18 protein-coding genes are annotated in these 18077 nt (G+C 71.1%); 4 read left to right on the top strand and 14 right to left on the bottom strand.

Going from position 1 to position 18077, the window contains the following annotated elements; translation table 11 throughout:
- Window positions 1–6: 6 nt before the first annotated feature.
- The 11 genes from QMK28_RS21495 to QMK28_RS21445 form a co-directional block, all read right to left on the bottom strand.
- The gene (locus QMK28_RS21495; RefSeq protein WP_326440443.1) at window positions 7–600 is read right to left on the bottom strand and encodes a hypothetical protein; all 594 of its coding nucleotides are present in this window, start codon (window positions 598–600) and stop codon (window positions 7–9) included.
- Window positions 597–1307 (bottom strand): hypothetical protein, encoded by a 711-nt coding sequence (locus QMK28_RS21490; RefSeq protein ID WP_326440441.1) that lies wholly within the window; start codon window positions 1305–1307, stop codon window positions 597–599. The genes QMK28_RS21495 and QMK28_RS21490 overlap by 4 nt, the downstream gene beginning before the upstream one ends.
- Window positions 1304–1780 carry a hypothetical protein gene (locus tag QMK28_RS21485; RefSeq protein WP_326440439.1) on the bottom strand — a complete coding sequence of 159 codons (477 nt, stop codon included), beginning with the start codon at window positions 1778–1780 and terminating at the stop codon, window positions 1304–1306. The genes QMK28_RS21490 and QMK28_RS21485 overlap by 4 nt, the downstream gene beginning before the upstream one ends.
- The gene (locus tag QMK28_RS21480) at window positions 1773–4118 is read right to left on the bottom strand and encodes an eCIS core domain-containing protein (RefSeq protein ID WP_326440437.1); all 2346 of its coding nucleotides are present in this window, start codon (window positions 4116–4118) and stop codon (window positions 1773–1775) included. The genes QMK28_RS21485 and QMK28_RS21480 overlap by 8 nt, the downstream gene beginning before the upstream one ends.
- The gene (locus QMK28_RS21475) at window positions 4112–6478 is read right to left on the bottom strand and encodes an ATP-binding protein (protein ID WP_326440435.1); all 2367 of its coding nucleotides are present in this window, start codon (window positions 6476–6478) and stop codon (window positions 4112–4114) included. Before QMK28_RS21475 ends, QMK28_RS21480 begins: the two co-directional genes overlap by 7 nt.
- Window positions 6475–7314, bottom strand: a complete 840-nt coding sequence (locus tag QMK28_RS21470; RefSeq protein ID WP_326440433.1) for a DUF4255 domain-containing protein — start codon at window positions 7312–7314, stop codon at window positions 6475–6477. The genes QMK28_RS21475 and QMK28_RS21470 overlap by 4 nt, the downstream gene beginning before the upstream one ends.
- Window positions 7311–8585, bottom strand: coding sequence for a hypothetical protein (locus QMK28_RS21465; protein ID WP_326440431.1), 1275 nt, complete (start codon window positions 8583–8585; stop codon window positions 7311–7313). The genes QMK28_RS21470 and QMK28_RS21465 overlap by 4 nt, the downstream gene beginning before the upstream one ends.
- A complete protein-coding gene (locus QMK28_RS21460; RefSeq protein ID WP_326440429.1) occupies window positions 8575–9465 on the bottom strand; it encodes a T4 family baseplate hub assembly chaperone in 891 nt (296 codons plus the stop codon). The genes QMK28_RS21465 and QMK28_RS21460 overlap by 11 nt, the downstream gene beginning before the upstream one ends.
- Before the next feature lie 27 nt (window positions 9466–9492).
- Window positions 9493–9993, bottom strand: a complete 501-nt coding sequence (locus QMK28_RS21455; protein ID WP_326440427.1) for a phage tail protein — start codon at window positions 9991–9993, stop codon at window positions 9493–9495.
- Between the two features lie 30 nt (window positions 9994–10023).
- Entirely contained in the window at window positions 10024–11964 is a 1941-nt protein-coding gene (locus QMK28_RS21450) for a phage tail sheath family protein (RefSeq protein WP_326440425.1), read from the bottom strand.
- A 73-nt stretch (window positions 11965–12037) separates the two neighbouring features.
- Entirely contained in the window at window positions 12038–12394 is a 357-nt protein-coding gene (locus tag QMK28_RS21445; RefSeq protein ID WP_326440423.1) for a hypothetical protein, read from the bottom strand.
- A 295-nt stretch (window positions 12395–12689) separates the two neighbouring features.
- Between QMK28_RS21445 and QMK28_RS21440 the strand changes: the two genes are divergently transcribed.
- Together QMK28_RS21440 and QMK28_RS21435 are read left to right on the top strand one after the other, a co-directional pair.
- Complete coding sequence (locus QMK28_RS21440) at window positions 12690–12893, top strand: hypothetical protein (protein WP_326440421.1); 204 nt, start codon at window positions 12690–12692, stop codon at window positions 12891–12893.
- 90 nt (window positions 12894–12983) lie between these two features.
- Window positions 12984–13793 (top strand): AfsR/SARP family transcriptional regulator, encoded by an 810-nt coding sequence (locus QMK28_RS21435; protein WP_326440419.1) that lies wholly within the window; start codon window positions 12984–12986, stop codon window positions 13791–13793.
- A gap of 82 nt (window positions 13794–13875) precedes the next feature.
- On the opposite strand, the gene cynS is transcribed toward QMK28_RS21435, so the two are convergent.
- Both cynS and QMK28_RS21425 read right to left on the bottom strand, forming a co-directional pair.
- Window positions 13876–14346: a cyanase gene (gene cynS / locus QMK28_RS21430; RefSeq protein ID WP_326440417.1), complete on the bottom strand. Its 471-nt coding sequence runs from the start codon at window positions 14344–14346 to the stop codon at window positions 13876–13878.
- A gap of 121 nt (window positions 14347–14467) precedes the next feature.
- A complete protein-coding gene (locus QMK28_RS21425; protein ID WP_326440415.1) occupies window positions 14468–15148 on the bottom strand; it encodes a carbonic anhydrase in 681 nt (226 codons plus the stop codon).
- 135 nt (window positions 15149–15283) lie between these two features.
- On the opposite strand from QMK28_RS21425, the gene cynR reads away from it, so the two are divergent.
- Entirely contained in the window at window positions 15284–16195 is a 912-nt protein-coding gene (gene cynR / locus QMK28_RS21420; protein WP_326440412.1) for a transcriptional regulator CynR, read from the top strand.
- Between the two features lie 112 nt (window positions 16196–16307).
- Here cynR and QMK28_RS21415 read toward each other — a convergent pair whose 3' ends face one another.
- Window positions 16308–17174: an IclR family transcriptional regulator gene (locus QMK28_RS21415; RefSeq protein WP_326440410.1), complete on the bottom strand. Its 867-nt coding sequence runs from the start codon at window positions 17172–17174 to the stop codon at window positions 16308–16310.
- A 201-nt stretch (window positions 17175–17375) separates the two neighbouring features.
- Between QMK28_RS21415 and QMK28_RS21410 the strand changes: the two genes are divergently transcribed.
- A partial coding sequence (locus QMK28_RS21410) for an AfsR/SARP family transcriptional regulator (protein WP_326440408.1) occupies window positions 17376–18077 on the top strand: 702 nt, incomplete at its 3' end.

Genomic DNA, 18077 nt, shown 5'->3' with positions numbered 1-18077 from the left:
GCCGCCCTAGCCGCTCACCGCGGCGGGGATCACGATGCGCTGCCCCAGCCGCCCCTGGTCGACCGGCGGACCGACCGCGAAGCCGGCCGCCGCGATCACCCCGGAGACCGACTGCGCGCTCACGTTGTTCCGGTTGTACGTCACGAGCACGGCCCGGGTGAAGACCTCCACCACGACGGTGACCTGCTGCCCGCCGACCGTCTGCCGCTGCGGCACCAGGGCCACGTCCTCGGCCGCCGTCACGCCCTCCACGCCCACCGTCCCGGACAGCTTGCCGAGCAGCGCGGCCCAGGGCGGGCCGGCGGCCGGGGCGGTGAGCGGGAAGCGGGTGGTGACCACCGGCTCCTCGTTCAGCAGCGCGAGCGGGGAGAGGAACTGCGGGTTGGCGTCGCAGATGTGCCAATAGTCCAAGGGCTTGCCGTAGTAGGTGAAGGCCAGTTGGTCCAGCCGGTCACCGGAGTCCACCGTGTGGGTGACGGTGCCGGTGACCTCGGGCAGCGGCCGGATGCCCTTGGACGCCAGCACCCGGCCGCGGGCGTCGGGCACCGCTACGTTGTCCACCCTGCGGTAGCGCGACTCCTTGCTGAACATGTCACTCACCCCGGAACCACGACGTTTGCGACGTCGGTGATGTTGGCCAGGTTGAGCACCGACATCCCCTCGGTCATGGCCTTTGAGTAGAGGTACGGCACGCTCTTGCCCTCGATGACGGTCAGGCTGACGGCCACCGTGGCCCGGACCGGGTTCAGGTCGGTGCTGAACTCCGTCTCGGTGATGTTCATGGTGTTGATGTTCACCGGCAGCACCCGCTTGCGGCCGAAGATGAACAGGATCAGCGGCGGGTTGGTGCTGCGGGTGAAGCTGAACCCCTTGGGCTTGACCGGCAGCAGGTCGGCGAGCGACCCGAGCAGGCTCTCCCGCTTGGGGTACGTCATCAGCTCCAGGGTGGCGATCTGCGGCGCGATGCCGAACTGTTCGGTGATGGTGTCGCCCTCATTGAGCCGGTCGGTGGCGTCAAGGCGGATGTCGAACCCGAGCTTCTGCTCCTCCACCGTGACCAGTTGTTCCTTCTGGAGGCTGAGCAGATTCGAGAAGCCGCCGTGGAAGTTCCGCAGGGTGCGCTGCGGCACGGCCGAGGACTTGGACGCCGCGTCCGGAGCCCCGGGGAAGCTGTACGAGAGCCCCCGGTTGCGGGTCAACTGCACGGGGTTGAACTGGAACACCACCAGCAGCGGCGGCAGACTCAGCCCGAATTCCACGAATGCGCCGCGCAGAATCTTCGGTTTGTTGGGGAAGCCGTCGGTCATACCAGCAACACCGCCTCGATCTCTCCGAGAATCGCGTTGACCTCTTCCAGCACCCGCGGCGAGCCGCAGACGGCGTGCACCGTGACGATCGCCCCCCGGCTGTCGGTCAGCGTCCATTCCGGGCACAGGTCGTCCCGGTCCACCCGCAGCCGTACGGTGCGGGCGTCCCCGTCGGGCGGGCGTCCGGCGGGGCCGGTGATCCGCTGGGACAGGGCAGCCGTGGCCGCGTGCGCCTCAGCCGAGCGCCGGGCGACGTGAATCCGGTAGCCGTCGGCGCCGGGCACGTAGGTCTCCGCCTTGCCGCGCCGTCCGAGGGACGGATTCCGCACCAGGTTCCGGGAGACGAGGAGCTGGTCGTCGGACAGCACCCGTACATCCGGCCGGCCCTCGACCCCGAAGGACGCCAGCAGGCGCCGGCGGAGCAGGGCCAGCAGCTCCGCGCCGCCGCTCACAGGCTCGTCCGCGTCAGCCACAGGTCACCTCGCCGGTGCTGCACGTGCCGTCCGGGTAGGTCGCCGCGATCACCTGAATGTTGAAATGGCGATGGGAGATCGGGCTGAGCCATGCGAAGCACTGGAAGACCCGGAGGACGTCCAGGGGCGTGGAGTAGACGCGAGCCATGTCGACCCCGCCCGGGTAATAGCGGCGCAGACCGCCGTGGTCGAACCGCAGCGCGGCCTCGAACGCGTTGGGGCACCCGTTGGCGTCCATCAGCCCGGGGAACCAGGTGGGGTGCGCGGGGTGCGCGCCGACGGTGTGCAGTCCGCCGTGCGGGAACATGCTCTCCTCGGGGACCAGCGGGCTGTCCGGTTTGGCCCAGACCACCACCGCGGCCGTGACGCCCGGCGCGCCGACGGTCTGGAGCAGTGCCTGGACGAAGCGGACGATGTCGATGCACTGGGCGCCGCGGCTGATGTTGTCGGCCAGCTCCCAGGCGTTGGGGAGCACCACGTCCAGGTTGTAGACGCCCCAGTTGCTCATGATTCCCGACACCAGCGGATGGGGGTCGAGGCTGCCGATCTGCCGGGCGACCGAACCGACCATCGATACGGCCGCGCGCATCCGCTTGTCGGTGACCTCGCCCGGCGCCAGCGGCGTGGCGGCCGTGACGTAGAGGGAGTGCCGCGTCCGGCCGACCTCGTGTTTCCAGTCCCGCCACTCCAGGTTCCAGACGATCTGCCGGTTCTCCAGCGCGGTGATGGTGTCCGGCAGCGCGGCGGCGGAGGTCATCGGCAGGCTCTGGTTCAGGCCGCCCCGCATGCTGCCGGTGAAGTCGAAGTTCAGCGCCGGCTCGGAGCTGCGGCCGGTCAGCCGTACCGGAGCGGGGGGCGCGTCGGCCGGCAGTACGTTCAGGCCCAGATCGACCCGCACGGCGGTGTTGCGGGTCTGGCTGACCGGGTGGCTGACCACCTTGCCCTTGTCGGCGAACCACTCGGGCTCGCCGTACAGCCGGCCGGAGTTGCCCCAGTCCTCCGTGTTGTCCTTCATCATCCCGTGGTCGGACTTGAAGGAGATGCTCCTGATGAGGGTGCCCGGGTGTTCCTGCTCCTCGGTCTCGCGGGCGCCGCCCAGGCCCAGGCCCCGGTCGTACAGCTCGGTCAGCTCCGGCTTGCGCGCGTCCGGCAGATTGTCCATCAGGCGGCCATAGTTGATCGCGGCCAGCGCGGTGGCCAACTGGCCGCCCGAGAGCTGCTTGAGCATCTCCAGCGCCTCGACCGCGTCCCTGTCGGTGACCACCCAGTCGAACAGGCCGTAGGAGAGCCGGTCCTCGATGGCTTCGACGGTCGCCGCGGGCGGTTGCAGGCCGGCCGCGTCGGCGGCCAGCGCGTCCAGCTCCGCCACCCGGTCGTCCGGCAGGTTCCCGCGCAGCCGGCCCGCGTACGTCGCCTCGGTGAAGAAGGCCGCCTGCTGGAAGCGGGACAGCGACTTGAGCAGCGTCAGAGCCCGTACCGCCTCCGCGTCGGTGATGGCCCAGTCGAAGATTCCGTAGCTGAGGTAGTCCTCGATCTGTGCCAGCTCCGGGCTGATCGCCCGCTGTACGGTTCCCCGCGAGGGCGGCGCCACCGTCGCCGTCGCGCCGGTTCCCGAGGCCGCCGTCGCGCCGCCCCGCTGCTGCACCACGTGGGTCAGCTCATGGGCGATCAGGCGGTGGTTGTGCTCGCTCTCGCCGCCGCCCAGGTGGACGTGGTTGTCGTGGGTGAAGGCGCGGGCCTGGATACGGGCGGCCAGTTGGTGTGTGTCCGGGCCGCTGTGCACGCGTACGTCGCCGAAGTCCTGCCCGAAGCGGGGCTCCATGAACGCGCGGGTGGCGGCGGACAGCGGGCGGCCGCCGCCGGTGGGCAGCGGGGCGTCGCACGACCCGCCGGCCGGTCCGACCGGGCTGGTCGGAGCGGCCGGACCGGTCGCCAGGCGCTGGATGTCGATGCGCGGCCCGTCCCCCGCCGGATCGCTGACGCCCGCCGGCCCGGACATCCCGACCACCCGCTCGGCGACCCGGTCGGCCTCCTGCTCGTACGCGTCACCGGCCGGTCCCACGCTCAGCTTGGTCTGCACCGGCCGGCTCAGCCCGCAGCCGGAGCAGCCGCCGTCCGTACCGGGCTTGCGGTCCGGGTCCGAGGTGCCGCATTCGCCGGCGCGTTGGAGATAGTCGCTGCCGAGGCTGCGCTGGACTGCCGTACGGGCGCTGTCCGCTGCCCCGTACGTCTGCGGCGCGGATGCCCCGTACGTCTGCGATGCGGATGCCCCCGCCACACGCTGTACGGTCGGCGCCGGACGCGGCCCGGACGCCGGTTTGTCCTGAGTGGTCAGCATCGCCCGCTCCCTCCCCCGGCCGCTGTGGACCCGTCGGCCGGGGCCGGCTCCGCCCAGAGCTTTCCGATCTTCTCGAACTCCCGCCGGGTGCCCTGCAGGATGTGCCGCCGGCCGATGGTGCCGCCGTCGGCCGCGGCCAGGAATGCCGCGTTCAGCACGATGTTCTTGATGCTTCCGCCGGCCACCGGGAACTCCCGGGCCAGGAAGCCGAGGTCGACGTCCGCCGACACCGGTGCCTGCGACGGGATGAGGGTCCGCCAGATCCGCAGTCTGCTCTCCGCCTCGGGGAACGGGAACTCCACGATGAACCGGATGCGCCGGGTGAAGGCCTCGTCCATGTTCTGCCGCAGATTGGTGGCCATGATGACCACGCCCTCGTACTCCTCCATCTTCTGCAGGAGGTAGCTGGTCTCGATGTTGGCGTACCGGTCGTGCGCGTCGGAGACCTCCGTGCGCTTGCCGAACAGCGCGTCGGCCTCGTCGAAGAAGAGGATCGCGTTGCTGGTCCACGCCTCGGCGAAGATGCGCGCGAGGTTCTTCTCGGTCTCTCCGATGTACTTGCTGACCACCCCGGACAGATCGACCTTGAACAGATCGAGGCCCAGGTCGTGTGCCAGCACCTCGGCCGCCATCGTCTTGCCGGTGCCCGGCGGCCCGCTGAACAGCACGCTGAGCCCCTTGCCTCGGCTGAGTCCGGCGCCGAAGCCCCAGCTGCCGTAGACCTGGTAGCGGTGCCGGAGCTGGTCGCAGATGTCCCGCAGGTGGGCCGTGCGGTCGGCGGGCAGCACCAGGTCCTCCCAACCGCTGCTGGGCCGCACCTTGACGACCAGCTCGCCGAGCTTCCGGCCGGCCTGCTGCCGACAGGCGGCGGATACGTCGGACCGGGTCAGCGCGCGGGGCAGCGGCTCCATCAGCCGCTGCCCTTCGGCCAGTTCGACGGCACCTCGGATCCGGCTGGGCGACATCCGGAACACGGCGGCCAGTTCGGCGGCCCAGGCGGCCGGGTCGGCCGTGTGCCCGGCGAGCGCGCGCCGCCACAGGGTGGTGCTCCTGGGGACGTCGGGCAGCGGTACGGCGACGGGTTGCAGCAGCGCGTCGGCGAATTCCGCCTCGCCGGTCCAGCCCGACTCCCCGGTCAGGAAGACCAGCCAGCCGAAGTCGTCGACGGCCGCCGACAGCGACGCGAGCACGGGACGGGCATCGTCGCGCAACAGCGCGTCGGCGTCGGCCAGGTGCACCGCCGCCTGTTGCAGCAGCCCCTCCCGGAAGGCCGGCCGGAACAGCTCCTCAGTGTTCGGACCGGACCCGCCGCCCGGCGCTCCGCTGCCGAGGCTGAGGCTGAGCAGCGAGACACCCAGCCGGTGACACGTCTGCCGCGCCAGCTCCCGCTTGCCGGCCCCCGCCGGACCGTGCAGATAGAACACCAGCTTGCGGCGGTCCGTACTGCCCTTCCCCAGGTGGTGTTCGGCCAGCCGCCACAGGCCGTCGGTGAGGGCCGTGTCGGTCTCCGCCGCCCCGGCCGCCTCTGCCCCCGCCGTCTCGTACGGGCGGTACAGCCTCGCCCGGCCCGCCAGCCGGACGTCCAGCTCATCCGAGCCCAGCAGGAACCGGCAGATCCTCGGGTCGAGCGTCAGGAACCGGGCCAGCCCGGTCGAGCCGGACGGGCTCTGTGGATCGGCGACCGTGCGCAGGATGCCGGTCCGCAGGAGAGGCGCGGTCTCGGCGAAGGCGGCGAGAGCGGTCCAGCGCTGCCGCTCGGCCGGGCACAGCAGTTCCAGGACCAGGTCGACGCTGGGGCGCTTACGGGTGATGTCGTCCTGGAGGTACGCGTACAGCCGGTCGTACTTGCGCCGCAGCTCCGGGGCCAGGCAGATGGTGACGGTCCGCAGCTCCACCGGGGACAGCCCGAAGAGCCGGCCCAGAGCGGGCAGGGCCAGCCCCACCCCTGCGGCCAGGCTGCGCTCCACGCGGGCGTCGATCTCGGTGCCGAGCGCGTCCAGCGCCGCGCTCCAGTCGGGGGGCGAAGGGGCGGCTGGGTCTGCGGCTGCGGCTCCTCCTGTGCCCGAGGCTGAGTCCGGGGCGTCGCCCGTGTGCCCGGCCGTCGAGTCCCCGGCCGGCCTGCCGCGGGCTGCCGTGTCCCGCGCTGCGCCGCCGCCCTCGTACGACAGCAGCCAGTCGACCTCCTGCCGGGTGATGTAGGCGGTGCGGGCCGCCTGGGACCGCGGGGCTGCCTCGTTCTGCAGGCTCGCCGTGGCCAGCCGCGACTGGATCATCAGGTCCAGCCTGCGCAGTTCGTCGGTGAGGTGCTCGAAGTTGTCCCGGTAGGCGTGGTGGTCCGTGCCACTCCTGGCTGCGGTCATGGCGTGACCTCGAACAGAAACGTACGGCGGAACAGCTGGGAGACGTCCACCCGCACGTCGTAGAAGCCGGGTAGCAGGCCGCCCGGCAGGGTCGCGGTGAAGGTGTCGCCGGTCAGCCGCTGACCGGTCAGCACTGTCTGGTCGGCGAAGAGTACGGAGGCCCGCCAGCCGGACAGCTGCGCCCCGGTGAAGGTGAGCACGGTGCCTGCGGTGCCCGATGCCGGGGACATTGCGGTGATCGCGGGAGGGTTGAGCGGCGCCCGGATATCTGGCACACCGACCTGGCGGACGCGTTTGGGCATCGGGCGCGCGCTGGCGGGCAGCCGGTCCAGCTGGACGGTGGAGACCTGGTAGAGCACGGACAGCCGGAACGGCTGGGAGAACGTGCTCCAGATCCGGCTCAGTTCCTCGGGGTCCAGCGCGTTGCTGCTGATCTGCAGCCGTTCGCGGGCATCGGCCAGCCCGGGGTCCAGATAGGCCTTCGGGATCACCGGGTTTTCGTGGAGGACCCGCATCGCCTCGCCGAGGCTCTGGTGCGCGGTCTCATTGCCGTTGAGCGGGTCGTTGGGCGCGTAGGGGGTCAGTAGATAGAACAGGCTCAACGACAGTGGGGAGTCGACCAGTTGACCGGACGATCCCGGCTTCAGCATCCAGTCCTGATTCTTGAGGTACGGGTTCTCCGCGAGCTTGTAGAGGAAGAGGTTGATGCGCCGTCCGCTGCCCTGCTCGTCCGGCGCGAGGATCGTCACATCCATCGCCGGGGACAGCCGCATCTCGCCGACCAGCAGATTGCGCAGCGACGCGCTGACCATCCCGATCGCGGTGGAGGCGCTCATCGCAGCATCCTGCCGCGCAGCCGGCCCAGGTGCCGGCGCGCCCAGAAGGCTGCCGCGCCGACCGCTTCGGGGGCCGGTTCCTGGACCACGGTCACCGTCAGGGGAACGGTGGTGGGCGTCCCTGGCGGCTGGTCCTGTGGTGCTTGTGGCGGGGCTGGTCGGCCGGTCGCGGCCGCGCGGGACGGCGGCCCTGCCGTACGGGGCTCGCTCTCGGCGTACGACCCTGCGGCCCTTCCCGGGACCGGCCGGGGCCGGGGCCGCGCGACTGCGCGGGTTACGGCGGCGGGCGCGCCGCTCGGCAGGTCGGCGACCGGCGTCTGCGGCTCGGGCCACGCCGGGCCTGCCGCTGCGGATACCTGTGCGGGGGCGCTCACCGGCTGCCAACCGGCCGCTGGACCTGCCGGTTTCGGGGCGGTCCGCTCGGCCCGGGCCGCCTGCGCGGGTCGCGCGCCCGTATCACCGGGCGACCCGCCCGCGTACACCCCCGCGTCGGCCGTTCCGGTGCTCTCGGCCGCGGGCCGCGCGCGCGGCGGACGGCTCGGCCCGGTTCCGGCGGCCGGCGGGGTCGGAGCGGTGGCGGCCGAGCCGCGCGGCCGTACGCCGGGGGCAGACGTGGCGGCGTCTACCGACCGGGTGGCCGGGCCGTCGTCACCGTTGTGCCCCTGGCTGTCCTCCCGCCGCTCCGAACTCGCAGATGGGGATGCGGGCCCCGATGTGCCCTGCCGTGGCCGCTCCGGCTCGCCCTGCGGTGCCTGCGTACCGTGCGGATCGGGCGCCACCATGGCGGTGGTACCGCCGCCGAAGCCCGGATGCGGCGGCGTCCAGCTCTGCCCGGGTCGCTCGGTGGTGCCGGGAACGACCACCGAGGCGGCCGATACGACCGGTGGAGCCGGAGAGCCCGACGGTGGCTCCTCTGCGGGGGCGAGCTCGCCCGTTCGGACCGTACCAACGAGCGGTGCATCCACAGCGGACGGCGACGGGCCTTGCTCCGAGCTCACCGGCGCCGTCTCGTCGAAGAAGACGTGCTCCGTCTGGTCCAGCCAGCTCGACGCGGTGACCGGAGCCTCGCCGGAAAGGTAGCCCTCGCCGGTGCCGTACGACTCGCAGGAGCGGCGCAGATAGGGGAAGCCCACGACCGGCGCCCTCGGAACGAGGTCGACCCGTACCCCGGTCTCCTCGGGCAGGCCCAGCAGCGCCCGCACGCGCGCGCGATGCCGGAAGGGCCGTGCCCCGTCGGCCAGTACGCCCCGCAGATATCCCTCAGGCGCCACTGTTCAGCACCTCGATCGTGTCGGCGAGCACGTCGATGTACTTGCGCCGCTTGTCGCGGGTGAACTCCATGATCTCGTGCTCGCTCCAGTGATAGTGGTACGCCAGGTAGTGCACTTCCCGGTAGAGCAGTTCGCCGTCGGTGCGCAGCTCGCCGAGGAAGAAGCGCTGGATGTCGAAGGGCGCGACGATCGTCCGGCCGCACTCGGCGCACGCGGCCTCCATCGTCTGTTCGACCTTCGGCGCCAGCTGCTGCATCCGCTCCTCGATCTCGGACCTGGCCGACGCGGACAGCTCCGCCAACTGGCGCTCCTCGGGCGGCTCGTACGAGCCGAGGCGCTGGACGCAGCGGGTCAGCAGCAGGGTCAGCGCCCGCGCTTCGTTGTGGGCCAGCTGTTCGGAAAGCTCTTCCTGGTCGGCTCCGTTGGGCAGCCGGAAACTCACCTGACAGCCGCCGGCCGCCGTGCCGCTCCCGCTCGGCGCGGCGGCCGACAGCGTCATCGTGTGCACCGGCGCCCGGTGCCGCGCCTCCTCGACGGGCACCTCCGCGAGGGAGAAGTCGAGCGACACCCGCTCGCCGCAGTCCGGCCACGGGCAGATCAGGTTCGCGTGGACCAGATCTCCGAACGTCGCCCGGCGCAGTTGCAGCAGCAGGTAGTGCCGGTCGGCCACCAGCAGCTGCCGGGCCACCTCGGACGGCACCGGGCTGATGTCGCCCAGCCGCCGCACGCAGCGGCTGAGCACCTCGGTCACCAGCGTGGCGGTCTGCGGCTGCCGTGCCTGAACCAGCAGTTCTTCCTCGCGCCCGGTGAGCGCCGCCAGCTCGAATTCACGGTGCAGCCGCCCGGTGGCGTCCCAGTATCCGCCCGGCAGCGAACCCACCAGACTCCTCCTAGGTTTCCTTGAGTTCTAGGTTTCCTTGAGTTCGACCGCCGAGGTGTCCCGCACCCAGCCCTCGTTCTCCAGCTTGACGGTGCTGATCATCACCGCGTTGCCGCTCGCGTCCAGCTGCGGCAGCGCCTGGTATTCCGAGACCCAGCAGCGGAAGACGTTGTAGGCGAGGACCTTCTGGCCCTGGTGGTTGAAGACCTCGATGCTGATGTCCTTGCGGAAGGACGCCAGCGACATCGCCGCGTCCCCCTGGAAGTTGTTCACTTTGTCGGCCCACGCCTCGAAGGTGCGGTCCTGTGTGACACCGGCCTCCAGGGTGATCGGGTCGTACTTCGACTTGCCCGGGATCTGGTGCGGTCCGCTCGAATCGCCGCCCTCGTACCAGGGCGTGACCTCGGTGGTCCGCTTCAGCGCGCTGCATTTGCTGAGCCCGGCCACGTACTGGCCGTCCACTTTGACCTTGAACTTGTATCCGAGATATGGGTCGAACCGTGTGCTGTTGACGGTGAACTTGGCCATCGGCCGCTCTCCTTCCGGTGGGCGCCGGCGTTACCCGGACGCCAGCCCCGCCTTCTGGCTGATCTTGACGACGACGAACTCGGCCGGCTTCAGCGGTGCGAAGCCCACCAGGACATTGACCACTCCGGCGTCGATGTCGGCCTGCGTCGTCGTCTCGCCGTCGCACTTGACGAAGAAGCCCTGCGACGGCGTGGAGCCCTGGAACGCCCCTTGGCGGAAGAGCGTCGTCATGAACGACCCGATGCTGAGCCGCAGTTGTGACCACAGCGGCTCGTCGTTCGGCTCGAAGACCGCGAACTGGATGCCGTTGTAGATGCTGACCCGCAGCATGATCGCGGTCCGGCGGACCGGAACGTACTTCCAGGCCGGGTCGGACGAGATCGTACGGGCGCCGAAGACCACCACTCCGGAGCCGGGGAAGCGGCGGATGACGTCCACGCCCATCGGGTTGAGGTTCCCGTGCTGTACGTCGCTGAGCTCAACGGCGAGCCCGGCCACGCCGTTGAGGCTCGCTTCGGTGCCGGCCGGCGCCTTCCATACACCGCGGTTGGCGTCGATACGGGCGTAGAGCCCCGCGATGTATCCCGAGGGCGGCAGCAGGACCGGCTCCCGGGAGCGGCCGGTCGGGTCCAGCGCCTTGACCCACGGGAAGTACAGCGCGCCATAGGAGTTGGCGGTGGTGAGCTTGGAACGGAAGGCGGCGGCCTCGTCCGCGGTGTCGTCGTGGTCCGCCGTCTCGCCGATGTAGAACACGTCCTGCAACGGCCGGTTGGCGCAGTAGGCCATGCCCAGGTCCATCATCGCGGTGGTCGCCTCGCCGGGCACCGCCAGCAGGCTGAAGTCCGTCACGTTGTCCAGTCGGGGGAACGCGGAGGCGAACGTCGTCTCGGTCACCAGCGCGACGCCGTTGCTGCCGGCCGTGGCGGCGGTGACCGGCGCGGCGATGGCCGCGTCACCGATCTGCACCACGTCGGCCCTCGCGGGGCGGCGCACCGCGGCCCCGTCCTCGGATCGGCCGCCGCTGCCGGCGCCCAGTTTGAGCAGGGCGGTGGCGTCCGTGGCCGCCGCGGGCTGGACCCGCACCGAAGAGGCGGCGGTGGTCGTGCCCGATTGGAGGACGAGCCGGGACTGTCCGGTCACGGTCTCCACGGTGCAGGTGAAGGCGGTGAACGCGAGGGCGTCGGTGGACGTCTTCTTCTTGGTCAGGGCGCGTACCGCGGTCTGGACCGCCGTGGCCACATCCGCCAGGGTGGTGACGCTCCCCACCGCGGTCGGCAAGGCCACCGCCTGGAACCCGTCGGCGTCCAGATTGATCTGGAAGCCGAGATTCGCGGTCAACGGCAGGACCGGCGCGAAACCGCCCCGGTGCACCCCGCGTTGCGTGCTGGTGTTGCCCGACAGCAGCTGGGCGTCGATCAGGGAGGAGTCCTCGGCGAGCACGGCGACCACGTAATTGGGTGCGGCCGGGTCGGTGCTGAGGTTGTCGAAGACCTCCAGCGGCGTGATGTCCTTGAAGTTCGCGGGCACGACGGCGGGGTCGGCCTGGCGGCGGACGCTCACCTTGAACTCGTTGCCCGGATCCAGCGTGCCGTCCTCGACCTGGAGGAACAGCGAATTGCCCCAGGCCCCCTTGTTCTTGGCCAAGAACGTCAGACCGGGTATCGGGGCCGGAGCCCGGTTGCTCACGGTGACGGCGGCGATCACGGCGTCCGGGCGGGTGACCCGTACGGTGTAGCACTGACGCCCGCCGTTGTTGAAGTACTGGAACACGCTGTGCGCGAGGAAACCCTCGTCGGTGAAATTACCGTAACGGCGTTGGAATTCGGTCCAGTTGGTGATGCGAGTGGCACTGTCCGGCCCCATCTCGGCCAGGCCGACGAAGGCGGCCGTGGAGGTGCCGGCGACTTCGAGCGGCCTTGTCCCGCCGGAAATCTCCTCGATGTAGACGCCCGGATAGTTCAGCGTCGGCATGGTCGTCTCCTGTCGCGATAGCGCGGCCGCACGGCCTCGGCCGCGCGGCCTCATCCGGCTTATCCGGCCTCGATCATCCTGAGGACTCCGGGCGCTTACTGGGGCGTGCGCGCGACCGGCTCTCACCGGCTCGCGCCTGGGCGTCGCGCGCACCGGTGTCCTCTGTCGTCGCACGCACCTCAACGGAGTCGCCCACCGACTCGTCCGTGTCCTCAGCGGCCTCGCCCGAATCCGGGCCGGACGCCTCGTCGACCGCCTCTACCTCGATCTCGCCCCGCCCGCGCAGCTTCTCCACTTTGGCGTTGTCCGCGACCTCCACATCGTGCAGCTCCTGCGAGACCTGCCCAGGGGACAGCCGCAGCGTGGTCCCCGTGCTCAGCGGCACCGCGATCGGTCCCGAGGTGCGGAGGTTCTTGATCTTGACGGCCACGTCTCTTCTCCTTGCTGTGGGCCCAGGCACGCCCGCGCCGGGCACCCCTCGGCGAAGTGCGTGGAGACCGGAAGGCCTTCCGCACCGAGACGCCCGGGTACGGGGCACGCAGGCGCAGCAGCCTGCCTCCGGGACGGACCCGGGCAGCGGAGCCACAACACCAGCATCACCGCGCGCCGTCACCCGACCGTCACCATGGACGCGGCGCTGGTCGCCGGCGCGCTGGTGTGCCCGTGGTCCCGTTCAGCTGTTCCGCTTCAACGCCACGGTGACATCGGCCTGGCAGGCTTCCCCCATGGCGGCCGGAGAGACGAGAACCGGTGTATGCGTGGTGCGCGTGGAGGCCCAGACCCACGGACTGCTGATCACACTGCGGCTCAATCCCGAAATCGAACGGTTCTCGACAGGCGTCAGCGTGTCTACAGCAGATGCCGAATCCGCCGTACAGATCGTGCGGGAATTTCTTCTCGACTTCCTCGCTGCCACTCCCGATCAGTGATAAACCATCACTCAGCGCCCCGTGCCGGAGTGGATGACGAGCTCATCGAACCGCCACAAGGCGGGTACCGTTCCCCGGGGGGAGAGCGTGATGATGCCGGATTTTCCGCAGCTGCTGGTCCCGAGGGACACCCTCGGGCCGCTCCCCGTGCTGCACCTGTTCGGCGAACCGTTCGTGAGCGTCGGAGCACGTCGGGTGGACATCCCCAGGAGCTGCCGGCGCCTCCTGGTCTTCGTGGCACTGCGTCCCAGCCGGGTCGAACGGCCCTACGCCGCCGGATCGCTGTGGCCGATAAATGACGAGGCCCGCGCCGACGGCAACCTGCGATCCGCACTGTGGCGGCTGAACCGGATGGACGTCCAACTGCTGTCGGTCGACAAGTACGGACTCACCATGCGCGATGAGGTGGCCGTCGATCTGCGCGCGGTCAGCGCGTGGGCCACCCGTGTCATCGACGGAACCGCGACCACGGCCGATCTACGGGCCGCGCCACCCGGCATGGATTCACTCGAACTGCTGCCAGGCTGGTACGACGACTGGGCCCTGATGGAGCGCGAACGCATCCGGCAGCGGCTGCTGCACGCGCTGGACTCCCAGAGCCGCCATCTCATGCGAATGGGCCTCTACGCGGACGCCGTTGACGTCGCGATGGCGGCGGTCGGCGCCGAGCCGTTGCGCGAGAGCGCGCAGCGGCTCCTCATCGAAGCGCACCTGGCCGCGGGCAACTGGGTGGAGGGCCGGCGCAGCCTGGCGGTGTACGCGGGCCTGCTGGACCGGGAACTCGGCGTGCGGCCCGCGCCCGAGCTCACGGCCCTGCTGCGTTGTCCCCCCAGTTCAGGGCCGGCCGGTTCGCGGCCGGGGCCGTTCCCCGTGAAGTCCGTGGTCAATCCGAGGGGTTGACGGCGGCCTCGCCGACCCGGAGTCGAGCCGGGCCGGGAGCACATCGGTCCGCCGCGCCCCGAGGGCCTCACGGGCCGGAGGGCTAGAAGGGCTTCGTGGGCAGGTACTTGCCGTCGAGGGTGATGACGGCGCGCTCGCCGCCCTCGGGGTCGGCGACCTTCTTCACGTCCAGCTTGAAGTTGATCGCGCTGATGATGCCGTCGCCGAACTGCTCGTGGACCAGGGCCTTGAGGGTGGTCCCGTAGACCTGGAGCATCTCGTGGAAGCGGTAGACGGTCGGGTCGGTCGGGACGCCGCCGGGGATCGAACCGCGGGTCGGGATGGTCTGCAACAGCCGTGCGGCGTCGTCGTCCAGGCCCAGGATCTCGGCGGCGGCCTTGGCGGCGTCGGCCGGGAGCGGATGCTGGCCCAGCAGCGCCGCGGTGACGAACGCGACCGACAGGCCGGTCACATCGGCGATCTGCTGCCAGGAGAGGTCCTTGCGCGTCTTGGCCTCGACAGCCACGACGGCCAGGGCCTGCCGGGCGGAGGGGTCGAGCTGGGCGTGCACCATGAGAGGGCTTCCTTCCATACGTACCGGTCCGCGAAGAGGGCGGGAACGGCGGATTGTCGGGTGGGTGGTCCCGGGCGGACGCCGGGGTCAGGCGTGGCGCGGGGGCAGGTGCGGCACGCGGTCAGGCCGTGAGAGCGGCGGACCGGCCGGTGGCGGCATCGAGTTCCTCGACCGCGCCGGTGGGGATGTCGTAGACCCAGCCGTGCAGGGTGACCGTGTTCCCGGCGTTCCCGGCGTTCCCGGCGTTCCCGGCGTTCCCGGCGTTCCCGGCGTTCCCGGCGTTCCCGGCCAGCGCGCGGGCCACCGAGGGGTGCGTGACCAGGTTCGCGAGCTGCGCGGCGACGTTCTCCCGTACCAGGACGCTCACCGCGTCCGCGCCCTCCGCGTCCGCCTTTGCGGAGGCGGCGCGGGCCCGGGAGGCGTCCGCGTGCCGCAGCCAGTCGGCGATGGCCGGCAGGGCGGCGAGGTCGTGACCGTCGGCGAGGGCGGTCATGGCGCCGCAGGCGGAGTGCCCGCAGACCACGATGTCGGAGACGCCCAGGACGGCGACGGCGTACTCGATGCCGGCCGCGACCCCGTCGGCGCCGGGGGTGTAGGCGGGCACGAGGTTGCCGGCGGTACGGATGACGAAGAGCTCGCCCGGCTCCCGCTGGGTGATCAGCTCCGGCACGACGCGGGCGTCGGAGCAGCTGATGAACAGCGTCGTCGGCCGGTGCGTGGTGGCCAGGTGGGCGAAGAGCCGCGCCTTGGCCGGGAAGACATCTCGCTGAAAGTGCGCGACGCCCTCGGTGAGGTCTTGCATGGTCACTCCCTCAGGTGGGGCCGGCCCCGTGGGGCTGACGAGATCCACCATGCCTGACCTGTTCCTATAGTGTCCAAGACGTAGTAACCATGATTCCTATCGACGCCATCTATAGTCGTGGTTAGAGTCATGACCATGGCCCTGGAACTGCGTCACCTCCGCTATCTGCTCGCCGTGGCCGAGCACGGCAGCTTCACCCGCGCTGCCGAGGACTTGCGCATCTCACAGCCGACCCTGTCGCAGCAGATCAAACAGCTGGAGCGGACCGTGGGCGTCCAACTGCTGGACCGCACGGGCCGCACCGTACGGCTCACCGACGCCGGCACGGCCTATGTCCACTACGCCCGCCGGGCCCTGCAAGACCTCGCAGCCGCCGAACGCGCCGTCCTCGACGTCGCGGACCTCTCCCGCGGCGCCCTGCGCCTGGCGATGACCCCGACCTTCACCGCCTACCTCATCGGCCCCCTCGCCGAGGAACTCCACACCCGCCACCCCGGAATCACCCTGGACGTCAAGGAGATGACACAGGACCGCATGGAATCCGCGCTGCTGGCCGACGAACTCGACCTCGGCATCGCCTTCAGCGGTTCCCACCTGCCCGGCATCAGCGGCACCGACCTGTTCACCGAGGCCCTCAGCCTCGTCGTCGGCCCCCGCCACCCGCACGCGGGGCGCACCGACCCGCTGCCCGTCCGTGAACTCGCCGCATACCCGCTCGCCCTGCTCAGCGACGACTTCGCCACCCGAGGCCACATCGACGCCCACTTCACCCGGCACAACGTACGGCCGCGCATCGCGGTGCAGGCCAACTCCATCACCGCGCTCACCGAGATCGTCCAACGCACCCCGCTCGCCACCGTGCTCCCGGACGCCGTCACCCGCGACCACGCCCGGCTCCACCCGATCCCCCTCGACCCCGCCCTGGCCCCGCGCACCGTCACCCTGCTGCGCCGCGAGAACGCCTACCAGAGCGCCGCGGCCCGCGCCTTCACCGCGCTCGCCCGGCACTGGGCGAACACGGCCGGGCCCGCAGATCGTCGAGGATGATCGGGACGTCCGAAACCCGTACCGGCCGGTTGCACACCCGTTGACGGCCACGCGCGCCACTCCGGCCGCTCCGCCGGTCCACCGCTCCGCCGGTCCACCGCGCAGCCGCAGTTCAACCTCGACGATGTTCCGCAGCCGGGCCGGCACCAGGGGCGAGGACCCCATGGCGCACCGTCGGCTCGATGACCGCCCGCGCAGTCCCCCGCAGCCCCGCGCTGATCGCCCGGCCGGTCCGCTGGGCGACGTCGGCGAGCCGTTCCAGATTGTGGGACGGGTCCGTCAGGACGCACAGGGACGCCACTGGGGCGCCGCTCGTGCCGTACAGCGGCACCGCGACGCAGCACACCCCCGTCACCACTTCCTCCCGGTCGTACGCGACGCCTCGCTCCCTGATCTCCGCCGACTCCCGCAGCCAGGACCCGGGCATCGGGCCCAGCGGCAGGGCAGGGCGCGCCGCGGCCACCAGGATCTTGCCCGCCGCGGTGAACCACGGCCAGGCCACGCCGTTCTGCAGGGGGCCGAGCACCTCATTCGCCTCGCCGGACGCCCAGTTCAGGACCAGCGTCTGGCCCTCCCACAGCACGTTGATCCCCACCGTCGCCCCTGTCGCGCCCACCAGGCGGCGCACCGGCTCCCGCGCCACGGACCGCAGACCCGGATACGGCTGCCAGCCCTGCCCGAGACGGAACATCCGCGGTCCCAACCGGTATCCGCCGCCGCACCGCTCCACCGCGCCCAGGCCGACCAGCTGTTCCAGCAACCGGTGCGCCGTCGTCTTGGGCAGCCCGCACTCCGACGCCAGGCTGGACAACCCCGCTTCCTCGGCCCGCTCCAGCGCCCGCAACAGCCCGAAGGCGCCCTCCAGCACGCTCCGTCCCCCGGCCCACGGCGGACACCCGGTCCCGCTGCCGGACTCGGACGCCCGGTTCTCCTGCTCCCGCACCTGGCTCACCGATGAGACCCCCGTCTTCGCTGCCATCACGTCGCCGCCGGTCCCGCGGTGACCTCGTCGGCCGACACCCGTGGTCGCGCGCGTCGTCCTTCGTGATGGGTTGCCGGCTCACGCCGGGCACCACTGTGTCCGGCCGGCCAAGGACAAACCTGGGATAAACCTTGAATCGGCCGGTCGGACCGGGTAGGACAGGAGAGCGGTGTCCGGACTCGGGGGGATACGGTCAGGATGACGGTGGAATTCGGTGTGTTGGGCAGTATCGAGGCCGGCATCGACGGACGGCCCGTGCCACTGGGCCATGCCAGGCAACGTGCGGTGCTCGCGGTGCTGCTGGTGGACGTCAATCACCCGGTGACCACCGATCAACTGGCGGACCGGGTCTGGGGGGACCGTCTCCCCCGGCAGGCCAGGGCCACCCTGCACGGATACCTCTCCCACCTGCGACAGGCCCTGGACGCCACCAGCGAGGCGAACATCGTGCGGCACCCCGGCGGCTACGCCCTCACCACCGCCGACACCGCGACGGTGGACCTGCACTCCTTCCGCCGGCTGGTCGCACAGGCCCGCGCCGGCGACGACGACATCCGTGCCGCGGCCCTGTTCGAGCAGGCCCTGCGGCTGTGGCGCGCGGACGCCTTCGGCACCATGGACACCCCCTGGATCAACTCCCTGCGCGCCACCCTGGACCAGGAACGGCGCGCTGCCCAACTGGACCTGGGCGACCTCCAGTTACGCCTGGGACGGCACGCCGCGCTGCTGCCCGAGCTTTCGGCCCGCGCCGCGGCGCACCCGCTGGACGAACGCCTGGCCGGCCAGCTGATCCTCGCCCTGCACCGCTGCGGCCGCCCCGCCGACGCCCTGGACCGCTACCAGCACACCCGGCGGCGATTAGCCCAGGAGCTGGGCATCGGCCCCGGCCCGGCTCTGCGG

The organism is Streptomyces sp. H27-D2, assembly GCF_035828615.1.
Classification (GTDB): Bacteria; Actinomycetota; Actinomycetes; order Streptomycetales; family Streptomycetaceae; genus Streptomyces.
This window is presented reverse-complemented; position numbering and strand designations above follow the sequence as displayed.